The organism is Shewanella sp. UCD-KL21 (assembly GCF_001957135.1).
In the GTDB taxonomy this organism is placed as follows: Bacteria; Pseudomonadota; Gammaproteobacteria; order Enterobacterales; family Shewanellaceae; genus Shewanella.
The window spans coordinates 64,390-80,700 of record NZ_MPHK01000018.1; the positions used below are offsets into that span (position 1 = coordinate 64,390).

15 protein-coding genes are annotated in these 16,311 nt (G+C 42.4%); 10 read left to right on the top strand and 5 right to left on the bottom strand.

Annotated elements, in window-relative coordinates:
- The first annotated feature begins 278 nt into the window (after nt 1-278).
- Nucleotides 279-1,967 (top strand): diguanylate cyclase, encoded by a 1,689-nt coding sequence (locus BM739_RS15305; RefSeq protein ID WP_076542139.1) that lies wholly within the window; start codon nt 279-281, stop codon nt 1,965-1,967.
- Nucleotides 1,968-2,124: 157 nt separating this feature from the next.
- On the opposite strand, the gene BM739_RS15310 is transcribed toward BM739_RS15305, so the two are convergent.
- The gene (locus tag BM739_RS15310; protein ID WP_076542141.1) at nt 2,125-3,042 is read right to left on the bottom strand and encodes a helix-turn-helix transcriptional regulator; all 918 of its coding nucleotides are present in this window, start codon (nt 3,040-3,042) and stop codon (nt 2,125-2,127) included.
- 515 nt (nt 3,043-3,557) lie between these two features.
- Between BM739_RS15310 and BM739_RS15315 the strand changes: the two genes are divergently transcribed.
- The 8 genes from BM739_RS15315 to BM739_RS15350 all read left to right on the top strand — a co-directional run bounded on the left by BM739_RS15315 (nt 3,558) and on the right by BM739_RS15350 (nt 11,400).
- The gene (locus BM739_RS15315; protein ID WP_076542143.1) at nt 3,558-5,495 is read left to right on the top strand and encodes a TonB-dependent siderophore receptor; all 1,938 of its coding nucleotides are present in this window, start codon (nt 3,558-3,560) and stop codon (nt 5,493-5,495) included.
- A gap of 14 nt (nt 5,496-5,509) precedes the next feature.
- Nucleotides 5,510-6,898 (top strand): ATP-binding cassette domain-containing protein, encoded by a 1,389-nt coding sequence (locus BM739_RS15320; protein ID WP_254843561.1) that lies wholly within the window; start codon nt 5,510-5,512, stop codon nt 6,896-6,898.
- A complete protein-coding gene (locus tag BM739_RS15325) occupies nt 6,888-7,577 on the top strand; it encodes an energy-coupling factor transporter transmembrane protein EcfT (RefSeq protein WP_076542145.1) in 690 nt (229 codons plus the stop codon). The genes BM739_RS15320 and BM739_RS15325 overlap by 11 nt, the downstream gene beginning before the upstream one ends.
- Entirely contained in the window at nt 7,574-8,137 is a 564-nt protein-coding gene (locus BM739_RS15330; RefSeq protein WP_076542147.1) for a core component of ECF transporter, read from the top strand. Before BM739_RS15325 ends, BM739_RS15330 begins: the two co-directional genes overlap by 4 nt.
- Nucleotides 8,138-8,179: 42 nt before the next feature.
- Nucleotides 8,180-8,941, top strand: coding sequence for a DNA-binding protein (locus tag BM739_RS15335; RefSeq protein ID WP_076542149.1), 762 nt, complete (start codon nt 8,180-8,182; stop codon nt 8,939-8,941).
- 24 nt (nt 8,942-8,965) lie between these two features.
- Nucleotides 8,966-9,229 carry a hypothetical protein gene (locus BM739_RS15340; RefSeq protein ID WP_254843562.1) on the top strand — a complete coding sequence of 88 codons (264 nt, stop codon included), beginning with the start codon at nt 8,966-8,968 and terminating at the stop codon, nt 9,227-9,229.
- A gap of 268 nt (nt 9,230-9,497) precedes the next feature.
- Entirely contained in the window at nt 9,498-11,018 is a 1,521-nt protein-coding gene (locus BM739_RS15345; RefSeq protein WP_076542151.1) for a flavocytochrome c, read from the top strand.
- 28 nt (nt 11,019-11,046) lie between these two features.
- On the top strand, nt 11,047-11,400 hold the full coding sequence (locus BM739_RS15350; RefSeq protein WP_076542193.1) for a cytochrome c3 family protein: 354 nt from the start codon (nt 11,047-11,049) through the stop codon (nt 11,398-11,400).
- A 104-nt stretch (nt 11,401-11,504) separates the two neighbouring features.
- Here BM739_RS15350 and BM739_RS15355 read toward each other — a convergent pair whose 3' ends face one another.
- Nucleotides 11,505-12,371 carry a LysR family transcriptional regulator gene (locus BM739_RS15355; protein WP_076542153.1) on the bottom strand — a complete coding sequence of 289 codons (867 nt, stop codon included), beginning with the start codon at nt 12,369-12,371 and terminating at the stop codon, nt 11,505-11,507.
- A gap of 121 nt (nt 12,372-12,492) precedes the next feature.
- Between BM739_RS15355 and BM739_RS15360 the strand changes: the two genes are divergently transcribed.
- On the top strand, nt 12,493-13,134 hold the full coding sequence (locus tag BM739_RS15360; protein WP_076542155.1) for a TetR/AcrR family transcriptional regulator: 642 nt from the start codon (nt 12,493-12,495) through the stop codon (nt 13,132-13,134).
- A gap of 123 nt (nt 13,135-13,257) precedes the next feature.
- Here BM739_RS15360 and gorA read toward each other — a convergent pair whose 3' ends face one another.
- From gorA to BM739_RS15375, 3 genes are all read right to left on the bottom strand, one after another.
- Entirely contained in the window at nt 13,258-14,613 is a 1,356-nt protein-coding gene (gorA, locus tag BM739_RS15365) for a glutathione-disulfide reductase (protein WP_076542157.1), read from the bottom strand.
- A 188-nt stretch (nt 14,614-14,801) separates the two neighbouring features.
- The gene (locus BM739_RS15370; RefSeq protein ID WP_076542159.1) at nt 14,802-15,353 is read right to left on the bottom strand and encodes a hypothetical protein; all 552 of its coding nucleotides are present in this window, start codon (nt 15,351-15,353) and stop codon (nt 14,802-14,804) included.
- Nucleotides 15,354-15,461: 108 nt separating this feature from the next.
- The gene (locus BM739_RS15375) at nt 15,462-16,184 is read right to left on the bottom strand and encodes a hypothetical protein (protein WP_076542161.1); all 723 of its coding nucleotides are present in this window, start codon (nt 16,182-16,184) and stop codon (nt 15,462-15,464) included.
- Nucleotides 16,185-16,311: the final 127 nt, after the last annotated feature.

Consider the following 16,311-nt stretch of genomic DNA (forward strand, 5'->3'; position numbering starts at 1 on the left):
TAGAAAGTGAAGTTGTACCGTAAATTTTGTTGGGGATGGGCTTGTTGTAAAAAGTCTGGTTTGTGAGCGTTTTATTTAAAAAGTTAATTTTTGATCTGCTTAACGTTTCATGGTGGCGTAGAGCGTTAAGTTAACTAAGTAGGAATAAAGCCTTTAATAGGGCTTAACAAAGTAAAAAATTTCCTTACGAAATATAATTAGCAGCTACAATTAAATTTTATAACGCGATGCTATGCGGAATAAAATATAAATTTAAAGGACTAAATTTTATCAATAATATGGCAAGAGTTACTGTACTTTATGTTTGTTTTCTTTTCTCATTTGCCGCTGGTACGGTAGGTGCTAGCCCTTATGTTACGTTAGATCAACGAGATAAAATTGAAATTGTTGAGGAAAATCTCTGGTATAAAACTACGCCCCTGATTTCCGGCCCTCGTTTTAGCGAATTAGTGCTCTTATATGCCGATGCCAAACAAGTGTCTTCAACCTTGGGGGGAAACGGGGCTTTTGTTGCAAGGATACCACTAGCTAATAGTCGTGACATTCAGCACACTCGGTTTGTGAATTTATACACTAATTACTTAGATTTAGGTGCAGCATATTGGCAGCCAGAGCAAGGTGAAGTTGTTGCTTTAGCAAGCTTTGGTCAAATGGCAGGTACAAACCCTAAGTTAGCTCATTCACAAACCTTCTCACTGGTGTTGAATCAACAAGAGCGTGGTGTACTGTGGATTTTTATACAAGCCAAAAAATTTGCAACACCGGTAGACGTTAATATTTATAGTAAAGCGGCTTTCTATAACAAACAATTTATTACCAATAGCATTAATACTATGGCTTTCTCGGTGATGATTACACTCGCTTTAATTGCATGTTTTATCTATTTCAGAACCCGATATTTAGTAACCTTGGCCTGCGCTGGATATGTCGGCTTACATGGTTTAGGTTGGCTTGTAGCATCAGGAAGTTTCTGGCAACTGTTTAATATTACTGCCTTTAATCCCGTTTATATTGGCATCATGATATTTCCGTTTGCTATAGCCTCAGCAAGTCAGTTCACTAAGCTGTTATTTAATTGCTCCCAAGAGCATAGTAAATTTGCAAAGCTATTTAATTTAATATCAATAGTCAGCGTTACTCTTGGCTTATTGATGCCTTTCCTACCCTTTAATAACAGCTTCTTAATATCCCATATTATTGCAGCTGTATGGATCCCAATAAGTATTGGGACTGGCATCTTTATGCTCACCACTTTGGATTTTAAAGCCAAATATTATTTAATAGGTAACCTGTTATATGGCTTGTCTTTGTTTGCTTATGTTTTATCTCATGCCCTAAAATTTGATTGGAATATCTCTACAGAATTGATTATGCAAGTTGCATTAACAATTGATTGTATTTGTATTTTGCTGTCATTGACTGAATGGTTGCAAATAAAACAGAAGGACTATCACCGCAGTTATACTATTTCTCGGATAGACCCATTAACAAAAATTGGCAATCGCTATGCTCAAAATGAAAAGCTCGCCAAGCTAACTGGGGGCTATTGTCTAACATTTATCGATCTTGATGGTTTTAAAGAGATTAACGATACATTTGGCCATGATGAGGGCGATAAACTGTTAATTGCCACAGTCGATCATATTCAACAAAAGCTTCAAGGCTTAGGAACTATCTTCAGATCTGGAGGTGATGAGTTTATTTTGGTGGCTGAAATTACACATCTTCAACAAGCAGCTTCAGTGATTTCGCAATTGTCAGTAGCACTGCTCAAAACAGAGCAGGAATTACAGCGAACTAGGTGGAAGAGTATAGGTTTAAGTTTTGGAATTGCCACAAGCTTTGAAACAGCAAATCAATCAGAGTGCTTATCACTAGCGGATCAACGCATGTATAAACACAAACAGGAAAAGAAAAAGAAAAAAGATAAGCCACTAATACCCAAGATTACTATTAGCCAGTGCTAGTAGCGTTAATGCAGAATCTAGCGACAAAATCTTAGTGTTCATTAGGCTTAAACATTGAATCCAATAATGACATAAACCACAGTGATAATGCCAGCCAGATTAATTTCTGGCTGTCGTTATGAAATGTCGGCTGTAGTTTATTCATTTGAGCTATCCGTTAGCTTTGCGATTTTTGCCCATTCCAGATTAACTTGCCGCAATCTGTTAAATCATAACCCCCCAAGGTTGTTGCTAACTGGATTGATTGTGTCTCTTTAAATAAATTTAATAGCGCCTGTAATTGACGTCTGAAATAAATGCCTTGCGGCATAACAAAATCAAATGACTCAGTGAGGATATGCACAAAACTTAAACCACTTTCAAGTGCCACTGACTGACAACCAAAACCAATATCGGCATTATCACGGGCAATATAGCCTGCCAATTCTCGTTCGCTTTGGGCCACAATGTTTGATTTTAAGTCGGCAAAAGAGGCGCCTTGTTTTTGTAACCACTGCTCAAGATGTTGTTGACTGCCAGATCCCGCTTGGCGAGCAACCCAACGCCAAGATTGTAGCGATGCTCGATTAAAGCTCTGATAATGATGATAAGTTTCTGAACGCATCATTAAGCCTTGTTGGCGATTATAGCCATGTACAATTAACCATTGTTGGTGATTGGGGTATTTTTTCAATAGCGCTGGCAGAGCGTCATTATTATCGTCAATACTGCCCCAATGCATAGCGCAAACATCAGCGTAACCACGGGATAAGATATCTAATCCTAGACTTGAGCCTGTTGAACTGTAGCTAACAAGCTCGCTGGTGCCGACTCGTGACATGACTTTGGCAACCAACATCGACAATAGTGGATCATCGCTGCCGGTAATATGCATGCGATCAGACAGCATGCCGCTGTGGCAAGACTCCATAATCCATCTATCTATTAAAATCTTAGGAAATAACCATTTCCCAGTCACTTTAGTGGCCGGAATAATACGGTCGTTAGCCATCGAGTAGACTTTTTTTTCGTTAAGTGAAAGGTACTCAGACACTTGCTTTACACTCATATAGGTCAGTTTATCTGACTCATTCATTTTAATATCCTAGAGTTTGCGGGCTTTGCTACTGACTTACATTATGGTCATGAAGCAATAAATGAGTCATGGCTAGCTGTGCGATATGACTATTGAAGCATTTGGCTTTTAGCTCACTTTGCTTTCAATCAGTGTATTGTTAAGTATTCATACTTAGCGAAATTTTTGCGATAACGAGTTAATGCTATCAATCACTTAAATAGTGTATTTCAATTAACTCACTCAATAATTACCAACAAAGGTAATCATGGCATAGCAATCAGTTAAGCATAAAATATCGCCACTAAAACTGAGCGCTTGCTCACATTTTATGGCGAGCTTATTAGCTGTTATGTCCGTAGCCTTTTGTCCCTGTTACTTTAATATTGCGACAATTTGTCCGGCAAGCTTGGCTGTTGCTTTGCCTATTACTGCTAATAGTCGATCTAGATTCATTTTATGATTTTATTCCCTTGAGAGATTTTTCGCGCTTTTTGACAATGGTGTTGATTATTTTGTGATGGTGATGAAACTAGATGAAACAACAACAAAAAAGACTACGCATATCAACGTTAGCGCTGGCGATGATGATGACGTATCAAGTACAAGCTGATGATGTAGAAAGAGACTCAATTTTAGATATCTCTGAAGTGATTGTGGTCCATGGCGAGCGTTCTTCAGTGACTGAGGCGGCTACGACCCATTGGAGCATTGATGAGGATGAGATTAAGGCAACAGGTGCACAAAGCCTTGATCAAGTACTAAAAACCGTACCGGGCATTTATGTCCGAGTTGGCGGCCAAGGCACTCCACGGGTAGATATCCGTGGCTTTAAAGCGCGCCATGTTATTTATTTGATTAACGGCGTACCAGCAAATGATGCTGAAGATGGACAGTTTGATCCTAGTGTTATTCCTACCTCACAAATTGCCTCAGTTGAAGTCTCTGTCGGTCCTTCATCTGTACTGTATGGTCCCGGCGGCGCTGGTGGCGTGATTAATATTATTACTAAACAAGGTGATCGTTCTCCTGCGGTTTCTGGTCGCTTAGAGGTGGCACAAGATCATACCTTTAACGGCGATATCAGTGTTGCGGGTAGCGGTGATAAGTGGCAAGGCTTAGTGAACTACACCCGCCAGCAAACTGATGGCTGGCCAATGTCAGACGATTATGAAGACACAGATTACCAGCAAGGTGATATCCGCCAAAATGCCGATAAAACAGTAGATAATTTATATGCCCAAGGCAGTTACTTGATCAGCGATAAAACTCAGTTGATGGCAAATTTGAGTGTCAAAGACGGTGAATGGGGCAAACCAAGTCGCGATGGTCGTGGTTCAGGTAAAGTAAAATATGAGCGCGTTGATGATTATCAAGCTCATACAGTGCAGTTAGGCGTTGCCCATAAGTTTAATGATCAGTTCACCTTACGTGGTTTTGGCTATCAAAATCAAAGTGAAGTGCTGGAAAGCGAATATAAAGATGAAACTTATTTAGCTGTAAAGTCGCAGCAAAACGGTACCTCAATCGTGCAAGGCGGTAACGTACAACTGATCTCTAATTTTGATGATGCCGGCATACTCACCACAGCGGTTATCGCTGAAAAGCAAAGTTGGGAGTCATATACCATTGATGGCGGCGATGATGATTTTGATGATTCATCTTGGTTATATACCGCGGCACTAGAATACCAATATCAAGCTGACGACTATGGTGTGGTTATTGGCGCCTCAGCACATGATCAAGATCGGGTTGCCGATTCAGAAGTTGATTACTCAGGCCAGTTATCAGGTTATTGGCAAGCATCTGAAACTACGCGTCTTAATATGGGCGTAGCGCGCAAAGTGCGTTTCCCTTCAATGCGAAACCTTTACGCGATGTCAGTGGGTAATGCAGACTTACAGGCAGAAACATCACAACATTTTGAGTTAGGTTTACAGCAACAGTTAGGGCAGGCTACCGCGCTTAATATCGCAGGCTATAGCACTGATGCTGAAGACTATATCGCCAAAGATGTCGATGGTTTTTACCAGAATATGGAGCGCTATAATTTCAAAGGTGTTGATGTTCAACTAGAAAACAACAGCTTTGATGCGCTGTCAATGGCACTGTCTTATAGCTTCATCGATGCCGACGATCATGGCACGCAAACATTAGAATACCGACCAAAACACCAAGTGCGTTTCCAAGCTGATTATGAATTGCCATTTGCCATGCGTATCAACTTCAATGTAGAGCGCGTTATGGATCAGGTTTATTACGCCCAAGAAAAAGTTAACGGCGTTACCACCACGGTTGAGCAATCACTGCAAGACTATACCTTGGTTGATATTAATGTGGTGCAGCCTTTCTTAGATGACAAGTTAGAACTTTACCTGCGTGCCACCAACTTACTCGATGAAAATTACGATCAAAGCGAAGCTTTACCGCAAGCCGGTCGTCAGGTGTTCATCGGTATTAACTGGCAGATTTAGGTCTTTCGAAAAAGATGATGCAGCTCATCGCATTAGCAGGAATTCATTTTAGCTATGGTTCGAACCAAACTGAGATCTTGGATGATCTCAATTTGGTTGTTAATCGCGGCGAGTGTCACTGCATTAACGGCCCTACAGGTTGCGGCAAGTCGAGCTTGCTACATTTGCTAGCAGGTGAAACCTCGCGACCTTTTGCGGGCGATATTTATCGCTGTGAGTCATTAATGGTTGGCTTAGTGATGCAAGACCCAAACGTACAAGTATTACGTCAAACGGTCGGCGCTGAAATTGCCTTTGGGCTCGAAAATTTAACTGTACCTGCTGAGCTGATGGTCGAAAAAGCCCAACAAGCGCTGCGACGAGTTGGGCTATTTGTTAGTTTGGACTCGCCAATATCGGCGCTGTCTTTAGGGCAAAAATACCGCTTAATGATGGCGGCGCAATTAGTGTTTAATCCCACTTTATTATTGCTGGATGAACCTTGGGCCCAGCTTGATGATAATGGCGTAAAAGAACTGAAATCAGTACTAAAAACCTTGTTAAGTGATGGGGTTGCTATTGTCATTGTTGAGCATAACCCTAGCGCTTTTGCTGAGTTAATAGACTACGTTTGGCGCTTAGAAAAGGGTGTATTAACGCCAGAGACTATTGAAGGCGTTAGCGCCAATCATCGCCGCGGTGTTAATGCCAGCCAGTCCGTCAATGCCAAGGGGGACACAACAGCCCATAACAGCGAGTGCCTAGTAACCATTGAGCCCCACCAATTTTGTTTTGAACAGCAACAGCCCTTATTTGAATGTCCTGCACCTTTGTCATTACATAGTGGCGAAATTATTGCGCTAATCGGTGATAACGGCGTCGGTAAAACAAGCTTAGTAAAAGCATTAGCAGGTATCCAAACTAACCTTGGGGATTTGCCAATAGTGTTATTAGGGAAATCGCCCCAAATGGGCATTTACCGGGAAGATTTAGGCCTATTGATGCAGCGCCCCAATCGTCAATTGTTTGAGCAAACAGTTATGGCTGAACTGCAATTTAGTTTAAAGCGCTTCAAGTTACCTATTTTGCGCGCTGAGCAAATTTTGCAGCAGTTAAATCTGATGCATTTAGCCCATTGTTCACCGCACAAATTATCTTATGGGCAGCAACATATCATCGCCTTAGCTTCTTTAGTTTGCTTACAACCCAAGGTATTACTGTTAGATGATCCCTTTGCAGGCTTAGATAATCAGCATATTGAAAAAGTGGTGCAGCTATTACAGCAATTAGCTCACCAAGGCTGCGGTATTTTACTCACCAGCCACCGTGAAATTGCGTTTATTAATGTGGATCGCTACTGGAAAATCCAAGCTGGCCAACTGCTAGTGGGTGCAGATAAAAGCGAGCCGTGTCATGTGGGCTAGAGGTCAGCGCGATGGCAAGCGTCATCAACAAGCAAAGTTTACCGCATCTAAGCTGAGCTCGAGTCATTACTGCGCCTTGGCGTTATTACTGAGTGTGGTGTTATCCAGCTGCGCCTTTTTCTTGCCTGATAGTGGCCTAGCGTGGCTGTTTATGGTGGATATGTTGTTAGTGATCCACGGGCTGTATTTAAAAAATAAAATCACGGCATTGCTGCGTATTGCGCTAGTGCAACTGGCTGTAACCTTGCCGTTTTATTATTTATTTCATGGCGACGGGCAATTATTTGAAGGCATGCTAGTCGTGCTAAGGGTGTTTTTGGCGTTATTACCTGGCTGGTGGCTGTCGAGTACTCAACCTCCTGAAAGGCTCGGAGAAGTACTTTGCTGGGGCTTACCTGCTAAGTGGGCATTTGTGATTGCTGCATCAATCGGCTTATTGCCTTTTATGCTGCAAGAAACCAAAGAAATATACGCCATGCAGCGTTTACGGGGCGCCAACATTTCACCTAAAGCATTACGAAACCCTAAAAACTGGCCTGAAGTCATTCACTGCGTGTTATTACCTGTGTTAATTCAATTACTCAAATTATCAAAGCAAATGGCAACCGCTGCCAAGTTTCGTCATTTCGGTAAAGCCCCTAAGCCAACACATTGGCCTTCAACAAGAGAGGACAAATGAAAAAATCATTTGAGTTGCAAGATGCTCTATTTATTGGCTTTTGTGCCACATTGTTAGTGGCATGCAAAAGCATGTTACGTCTCAAACTGGGTTTGAGTGGTCATTCCATGTTTTTAATGACCTTTTTTTACCTTATTTGTTATGGCGCCGTTGGCCGCATTGGCAGCATTTCTGCCTGTGGTTTACTAGCGGGATTGGTTGCCATGATGCTGAGTGTTGGCAAAGGTGGGCCACTGATTATCGTTAAATTTGCCTTGCCAGCAATCGCCATGGATTTGGCCTTACTGTTTATGGCGGGACTATTTAATTTGCGCTGGCAAAGCATCATTCTAGCCTTGGTCGGCTGCTTTGCTTGGGCGGCGAGAGGCTGGGTGGCAAATTTAATGATTGGTATGAGCGGGCAAGTGGCCTTAGCGAAATTTGGCCTGAACTTTATTCAAGGCGCCGCTTTTGCTATCGCGGCGGCGCTATTGGTTCCGCCAGTATTAAAGCGGCTCTATGCCCATGACTTGTTGGCTGGTAATCAGCTAGATAATGAGCAACTCAATAACAAAAAATAGCAGCAAGGTGCTGCAATTAAATTATACAAATAAGGCAATAAAATGAAATCTTGGTTGATATGTATTGATGACACCGATGATATTTGTACTAAAGGTACTGGCGAAATAGCAGAGGAAATTGCTGCAAAACTCAATGCTAAGCAGCCTGATGGCCATAGTAAAAATACGGCCAGCCCATTTGTCACCCGCCATCAATTGTTTGTGCATCCTGACATTCCTTACACATCTCATAACAGTGCAATGTGTTTTCAGATTGAATCTGATTTAAGCTTATTGCAGATAAAAACAATCTGCGTAAAGCATTTAAAGCAAGAGTCAGCGGCGGCAGCCGATCCTGGTTTAGCCATTTTAGATTTAGCCGCTGAGTTTGATATTAAGCAATTAATTAGCTTTGGGCAGCAGGCGAAAGTCCAAGTTAAAACCAAGCAGCAAGCTTATGAATTAGCTGAATCACAAGGTGTTGATTTATCTGAACACGGCGGCACTGGCCAAGGGGTAATTGGCGCTATTGCAGGTATTGGTTTACGCCTTAGTGGCCAAGATGGCCGAGTAAAAGGGCAAATAAAACTGGGGCAACAAGCCGATGGCTCTGATGAAATTAAGCTATCAGTTAAGCAAGCATTAGCGCTGACAGGACTGCAAACTGTGGTCTCAGTGACGGGTGAGGAATTAGCAACAGATGCGCTACTTACCTTAAGCGGAAAAATTAAAGCGGTTTATACCCAATGCCAGTTTGCTTTGTTAGTCAGTTATAAGAATGGTCAATGGGTTAATGCCACTAAGCAGCAGTTGAAGTCATACTAATTATCATTGGAGCAAAACAGTCAAATGCAAAATATGGCCCCAAATAGCATGGTAGAAAACATGCAGCAGTGGTTTATTCAACAAGATGATTTATGGCTATTTAGGTTTGGTGTTGAGGATTATGCTGTCGCCCGTCAAGCCGCTGCAAGTTGTGAGACTTTTCTTGTTGATGATGAAGATGAGCATACAGATAACAGCTTGCTGTCTTGCTATAACTGCATGTATCGCCGCTGGCAGCCAGACAGTTTTCATTGTCATAAGAGTCGGGTTAATAACCGAAAACGTTAAATACAGCCTTTATAGGCTCATCTGCGCCATGATAAAACCGAAGTGAAACGGGCTAAGACTATTTAGCCGTTATTGCTTCGGTGTCTGCTGCGTTTTGGAACTCGTTCCAAAATGATTTACTCATTACAATTTTCCTGAAAACCCTACCTACAATTGATTAGTGACATAAAAGTAATCACTTTTAACATATTCCAACATTAGTTCCCGTTTTGGAATTGGTTCCAGCCCTATGATGAAGGAGTCAATTAAAACAGAAGGGTGATGACCGATGACTAAAATAGACTTATTGGGACGCCGTAAATTTATCACGGGTTTAGGCGTAGCAGCAGGCGCTGCAATGGTTGCACCTGCGATGGCAGTGTCAGAAAAAGCGACAGGTGTTAAGTGGGATGAAGAATTTGAAATTGTTATTATTGGTTCGGGTTTTGCCGGATTAGCCGCAGCAATTGAAGCGAAAAAGCTGGGCGCAAAAGATGTGCATATTTTTGAAAAGATGTCCTACTTTGGTGGTAACTCCGCTATTAATGGTGGTCTGTTTGCGGCGCCGCAAACGCCAATGCAGAAAAAGGAAGGCGTTGACGATTCAGTCGAACGCATGGTTGCTGACCAAATGAAAGCAGGTCGCGGTATTGCAGATGAAGCATTACTGCGCCATGTGGCAGAGCATGCAGTAGAAGCATTGCAAATGACCTTAGATGCAGGCTCAGAATACCATCCGTATTTACAACAGCTTGGTGGCCACTCTGTAGCGCGTACTTATCAAACCACAGTAAGTTGTGGCGCAGGGATCACCCAGCCATTACTTAAAAAGTGTCGTGACTTAGGGGTTAAAACTCATAACCGCGCTAAATTTGAAGGTTTCTTAGTGGGTGAAAAAGGTGAAGTCTTAGGCGTTAAAATGCGTCAAAACTATCACTTTGAAGAAGACCAACCAGGTAAAGTGATTAATGTGAGAGCCAAGCGTGGCGTGATCATGGCCACTGGTGGTTTTGCGCAAAATGTTAATTTACGTATGGCGCAAGATCCAACTCTTACAGCAGAAGTAGGGTGTACAAATGCTCCCGGCGCAACCGGTGAAGGCATGTATGAAATGTTCCGCTTAGGTGCGGTGCCAGTCCATTTAGCCCATATTCAATCTGGCCCATGGGCATCACCTGATGAAGGTGGCTTTGGCTATGTGTCTAACTACTCTATTTATAATTTCCCACATTCAATGGCGGTAAACCGCTTAACCGGTAAGCGTTTCATGAATGAAATTGCGGATCGTAAAACCCGCGCCGATGCTGAGCTAAGCTGTCGCGACGAGCAAGGTAATCCATATCCTCCATTGCTTATAACCAGCTACAAGGATTCTAAAAAGCATCCAAATACCAAGAAGGTGATTAAGTATAACGTTGGCTGGAAGTTCGACTCTGTTGAGGAGTTAGCGAGCCATTTCAATGTGCCAGTTAAAGCACTTAAAGATCAGATTGCAGAATATAACCAATACGTTAAGTCAGGCGATGACAAACAGTTTGGTAAGAACATGACCAAGGCTGCTGGTAAATACATTGAAGCGCCATTTACCGTGGTGCGTTTATGGCCAAAAGTGCATTACTGCCAAGGTGGGGTGCAAATTACTACTAAAGCTGAAGTGAAAGACAGTTTCACAGGACAAGCGATAACAGGTTTATTTGCTGCAGGTGAAGTATGTGGTGGGATCCATGGGGTCAGCCGTTTAGGAAGTTGTTCAATTCCTGAATGTATGGTGATGGGTATGACAGCCGCTCGTAGCATGATGAATGCTTAACATAGCAAGTAAACAAGAGGAATTATTGATGAAAACATTAAAGATTATGCTTGCACTGGCTATGTTTGGTTTTGCCAGCTTATCAGCTCAAGCAGTAGAAATTCGTGATTACCACAAAGAGGTGATCGGTAAAGATTGTAAGGCCTGCCATGATCAAGGCATTAAGCAATTTCCATCTGATGAATCGTGTTTATCGTGTCACAATGTCGATGACTTAGCTGAGCAAACCGCCCGCAGTGAAGAAGATAAGTGGCAAAATCCACATAACAACCTTCATTACGGTAAAGAGCTACCTTGCCAAGAGTGTCACAGCGAGCATAAAGCGAAAAAGCCACTGTGCAGTAATTGTCACACCTTTGAGTACGACAAGCATAAAGAATAAGCTTGCTGCTTAGTGTTACCCCAAACCAAAGGAGCGTTTATCGCTCCTTTTTTATGTTGGTAATTCGGTAGCCGCTGGTTAAAAAGACGTTTTAAAATAGAGAATTAAACCTTTGCCGATGCCAGTGATGTCACGTTGGCTTTGATCAAGTTGACCAGTTGTTGGGTAATAGGGCTTTGGGTGTCAGGATTAATGTATACCGACTCGTTAAAGATAGGCAATGGCGGTAAACCGTGTTCAGCGGCATCCAATATCTGCATCTTGTTATTTATACGAAATTCAGCAATTGGGGCTATGGTTAAGTCATTTTCCACCGCCATGCACAGTGCATTGGGTGAGGGGGAAGACAGCAGTACATTGATTGGTCGCATCGATAATTGATGATTAGCAAACACCTGTGCTCGAATCGGGCAGTTTTCAGGATATAGCGCCATCGGAATGGTATCGCGCAAATGGGCGTTGCCATTTTTAGCTGCAACCCAATGAAATTGGCGTTCAAATAGCAGTTCACCATTAACTGGTTGTTGCCAATGAGTGGCTACAATCACATCAAACTCACCTTGTTGCAGGCGCTTGTAAAGATTGCCGCTGACATCAGTATCTATGACTAATTCAATACGGGTGAATTCTCGAATAAACTCAAGTAAACAGCTGCTTAAATAACGTTTGATGTAATCTGTGGGCACGCCTAAGCGAATCGTTTGTTTGTTGGGGTTATCTTTAAGCTCATCCAATATTTGTGAATTGAGCTGGATCATTTTATAGGCGTAATTAAGTAGGGTTTCACCTGAGTCAGTCAGTGACACACCTTTGTTATCTCTAAGCAGCAAAGTTTGACCGACACTTTCTTCAAGCTTTTTGATTTGTAAGCTCAAAGCAGATTGGGTGCGGCAAATTTTTTCTGCAGCTTTAGATAAATTGCCACACTCGGCAACTGCAATAAAACTTTCTAATAATTCAACTTTTAACATTGGCTATTACAATAGTTCATAGTGGTATCAGTATTACTCAATATAGTCTTGCTCTAAAGCTTGTTATGGTTTGAATGTGAAGTTGAAACAATAAATTTACACAAAGTGTGAAGAGGTTGCCATGAGCAGTTGGGATCAGCGGGGAGACTATTTAGTTGAAGTTTCCCAAAGATGTTTAAAAGGACATAAAACCTTTGATTTATGCCGCTCTCACCTAGTGAAAGCCAGTCAAATATCTAAAGGCACTATCTACAATCACTTTACCACTGAGGCTGACTTGATAGTGGCAGTTGGCTGCGCCCAGTTCGAACAGTGGTTAGCGCAAATTGAGTCAGATACAGCAAAGTACCCCGATCCTTATCAACGATTTATATTCCACCACTGTCAGCGCTTGTTTAGTATTTTGTCTGAGCAACACTTTGTTATTGAACGTGTTTTGCCAAATGAAACCCTACTGAATAATTGCAGCGACTATTATCGTCAACGTTATGAGAGATTGACCGCTGAGTCTTATCGCTGGAATGAAAACACCATACGTGAAATGGGTGAAGTGGCCGGTTTTGATCGGGTGGAGCTGGTGATGAACTATTTACGCGGCGCTGTAATTAATATCGATGATAGCCATAAGCAGCATGACGACCCTAAGCTATATCATCAATTCGCTTATGCGTTAACGCAATTGTTAGGCCATTCCGCTAAGCGCATTCCTTCAGAAAAAGATTTTAAAAACTGGCTGGCAGCCAAAGCATATACTGCACATTGAGCTGTCGACAATACGCGACTTAAGCAACAAAGAAAGTGAAAAAAGTGAAAAAAAGTGAAAAAAAGTGAAAAAAAGCGAGAAATGACTTCTCGCTTTAATATTAAATCATTAATTAACCATGACTTATCTCATAGTAACAAACTCTTCAGCACCAGTTGGATGAATCGCAACTACTGCGTCAAAATCTGCTTTGGTTGCGCCCATTTTCATAGCGACGCCGAACCCTTGTAAGATTTCATCCATACCAAAACCGATACCGTGAATACCCACAACCACTTCCGTGTCGCCAGCGCAAATCAGCTTCATTTTACAAGCTTGACGATGGGCGGTTACTGCAGTGTACATAGAGGTAAAGCCTGAGCTGTATACCTTAACGTTAGCTTCGCCATATTGCGCAATGGCTTCTGGCTCAGTTAAGCCCATAGTGCCAATTGGTGGGTGGCTAAATACCACGGTAGGAATAACCGAGTAATCCATTTTGGCATCGGTCATGCCGTTAAATAGACGCTCTGATAATAAGCGCCCAGCTTTAACTGCAACTGGCGTCAGTTCAACGCCGCCTTCCATGATGTCACCGACACAATAAATACCTTTTGCGGTGGTATTTTGCTGTGCATCGGTAACCACATAGCCTTTAGCGTTTAGGGTGACATCTGTGTGTTCTAAACCAATGTTACCTGTTGATGGACTGCGGCCAATGGCCCAAATTAAGCAATCAATTTCTAATGATTCACCATTTTCAAGCTCGAGGGTTAAGCTACCATCAGCATTTTTAGTGACTGATTTTGGAATACTGTGAGTGTGAAGTTTTGGGCCATCAATGGCCATGGCTTCAACCAAGGTATCAATCAAAATTGGGTCAAAAGTACGTAGTGGAGCATGTTTGCGGACTAATAAATGGGTTTCGCTGCCAAGGGCGTGTAATACACCAGCCACTTCTACTGCAATGTAACCTGCGCCCACAACAGCAACACGTTTAGGTTGCTCACGTAAAGCAAAGAAACCGTCAGAGTCGATACCGTATTCAGCACCTGGAATATTAGGAATAGTGGGTGCGCCGCCTGTTGCAATGGTAATATGGTCTGCGGTGTATTGCTCGCCGTTCACTTCAATGGTGTTGCTGTTAATGAAGCGACCGTAGCCGTTGACTAAGGTAACTTTATTGTTAGCAAAGCCGCGCCCATAGGCATCGTGAATCCGGCCAATATAAGCTTCGCGGTTATCAACTAAGGTATTCCAGTCAAACTTATTTACCGTGACATCAAAACCATAATCTTTTGCGTATAGGTTCATGGCTTCAGCGACATGAGCGCCATACCACATGACTTTTTTAGGTACACAACCCACATTTACACAAGTTCCGCCAACATGCTTGGCTTCAATTACTAATACCTTGGCGCCGCGCTGTGCGGCACGGTTTGCTGAAGCGATACCACCACTACCTGCGCCTAGGCAGATATAGTCAAAATGTTGAGCCATGTTAACCCTCTCTAATTTTATTTTTACAGCTTGTTATATGGAGGTTTTTACCTCGAACAAGTGATTTCTTAGGATACGAATATTTCGTTTGCAGCCATTGTAGGGGGGAATTAAGCCACAAGCTAGTCTCCTAGACCGCTTAAGTCGGGAATTCGTTTTAATGTGGCTAAAAAGTTTTTATGGTTTGTTTAGCGCCGATACTGACATTGGGAGTATTGCTCCTGACTTGGGCCTGAGGTTGAGCATTGCAAGCAATCCCACTCAGTTTGTCGATGGGACAGCTCAGTTTCAATATGTTCTGAGTAGTGTCTTTTTAATTGCACCCTCAGTTGTTTAATGCGATTACCTAGCCAGCGACAACTGGGGTCGTTGGCGGTCTTTTGGGCTAGTTTGAGTGGTTTGTTTTTGCTGGTGGATTTTTTATCACGCTTTACTGTTGGCTGAGTCGGTGATTGTTCTAACAGCATCTCATCGGCAGCATAATTCAGCGCTGATTGTGTGGCGGGCAGCTCGATTGCTTGGCCTTGGTGATCAAGTACCACATTCATTGGCAATGACTTTATCGACAATGTATTTATTGAGAGTGATGCTTGGTTGGCTTGCTTGTTCTCGCTGGCAGGTTTACTGACTAATTGCGCAAACTCATTGGCCTGAGGTGAGTCAATGGTCATAAATAACGGCGCTATTTGGCTAATCATAAACACAAAAATAAGCGGGAAAATCCCTTTCAATATGGTCATAAGCATTCCTTTGCTTCAAGTGAGTCATGGTTCACCCGCTTAGCTTAGAATATGCCGTAGACTTTCGCCATAAAGCGATGGCGTTTTTTACGCTATTTTTATTCAGATTTAGAAACTAAAGCCTAAATTAACCCCAGCATAAGTTTGATCTAAACTGCCTGTGACGCCTTCATTGCGGGCTTGCTGCTTAATATCTTCCATGGCAATCGAGTGACTAACATGGGCGCTAATGGCAATTTCTGAGCTGATTTCATAACCCGCTTCAAGCCCGAACTGAAAATGATTAGCACCGTCATAGTCTTGGCTGGCGTATCGAAAATCAAACCCTTGAGTCACATAGGGCGTAACTGAGAAACGCTCACTAACTTGCCATGGGCTATGTAAACTCAGTTCAACAAAATAACCGCTAGCTTCAGTGGCAAAGGTATAAGCCAGTGAAGGAATTAACCAAGGCACACCGACGTAGGCAATTTCAGCAAATAATTCATTATCATTAGCGCGCTCATCACCATAAAATTCAAGTCGTTGGTAGCCGATTAAGGTTTCTAAATCGTCATGGAGCTGCAAACTATATTCAACCCCAAAATTCCATTCAATGTAATGCGTGCTGTCACCACGGCCAACAAGCGCATAGGTGGTTAGATTGCCGGTTTCTAAGGCTGCGCCAGCCCAATAAATACCGCCATTTTCAAGGTTGTTACGTCCTTCAGAGATGTATTTGGAGTCCCAGCCTAAATCAACTGCGACAGCGATCTTACTGGTATTAGCGACTGATGTGAAAGGGGAAATAGTTAATATTGATACGGCTAATAGTGACAAGATTGCTTTCATATTAGTATCAGACTCAAAAGAGATTCACTTTTAATCAGAATACATTAACTTTCTTAAATAAAAATGATAACGAGTACGATTTGTGATCAACTTGTCAAATGTTTGTTTATAAAAAGTGGCTTGCTGA

Excerpts from the sequence above, each read along its gene's own strand:
- BM739_RS15305 (WP_076542139.1), top strand. The coding sequence starts at position 279 with ATGGCAAGAGTTACTGTACTTTATGTTTGTTTTCTTTTCTCATTTGCC.
- BM739_RS15310 (WP_076542141.1), bottom strand. The coding sequence starts at position 3,042 with ATGAATGAGTCAGATAAACTGACCTATATGAGTGTAAAGCAAGTGTCT.
- BM739_RS15315 (WP_076542143.1), top strand. The coding sequence starts at position 3,558 with ATGAAACAACAACAAAAAAGACTACGCATATCAACGTTAGCGCTGGCG.
- BM739_RS15320 (WP_254843561.1), top strand. The coding sequence starts at position 5,510 with ATGATGCAGCTCATCGCATTAGCAGGAATTCATTTTAGCTATGGTTCG.
- BM739_RS15325 (WP_076542145.1), top strand. The coding sequence starts at position 6,888 with ATGTGGGCTAGAGGTCAGCGCGATGGCAAGCGTCATCAACAAGCAAAG.
- BM739_RS15330 (WP_076542147.1), top strand. The coding sequence starts at position 7,574 with ATGAAAAAATCATTTGAGTTGCAAGATGCTCTATTTATTGGCTTTTGT.
- BM739_RS15335 (WP_076542149.1), top strand. The coding sequence starts at position 8,180 with ATGAAATCTTGGTTGATATGTATTGATGACACCGATGATATTTGTACT.
- BM739_RS15340 (WP_254843562.1), top strand. The coding sequence starts at position 8,966 with ATGCAAAATATGGCCCCAAATAGCATGGTAGAAAACATGCAGCAGTGG.
- BM739_RS15345 (WP_076542151.1), top strand. The coding sequence starts at position 9,498 with ATGACTAAAATAGACTTATTGGGACGCCGTAAATTTATCACGGGTTTA.
- BM739_RS15350 (WP_076542193.1), top strand. The coding sequence starts at position 11,047 with ATGAAAACATTAAAGATTATGCTTGCACTGGCTATGTTTGGTTTTGCC.
- BM739_RS15355 (WP_076542153.1), bottom strand. The coding sequence starts at position 12,371 with ATGTTAAAAGTTGAATTATTAGAAAGTTTTATTGCAGTTGCCGAGTGT.
- BM739_RS15360 (WP_076542155.1), top strand. The coding sequence starts at position 12,493 with ATGAGCAGTTGGGATCAGCGGGGAGACTATTTAGTTGAAGTTTCCCAA.
- gorA (WP_076542157.1), bottom strand. The coding sequence starts at position 14,613 with ATGGCTCAACATTTTGACTATATCTGCCTAGGCGCAGGTAGTGGTGGT.
- BM739_RS15370 (WP_076542159.1), bottom strand. The coding sequence starts at position 15,353 with ATGACCATATTGAAAGGGATTTTCCCGCTTATTTTTGTGTTTATGATT.
- BM739_RS15375 (WP_076542161.1), bottom strand. The coding sequence starts at position 16,184 with ATGAAAGCAATCTTGTCACTATTAGCCGTATCAATATTAACTATTTCC.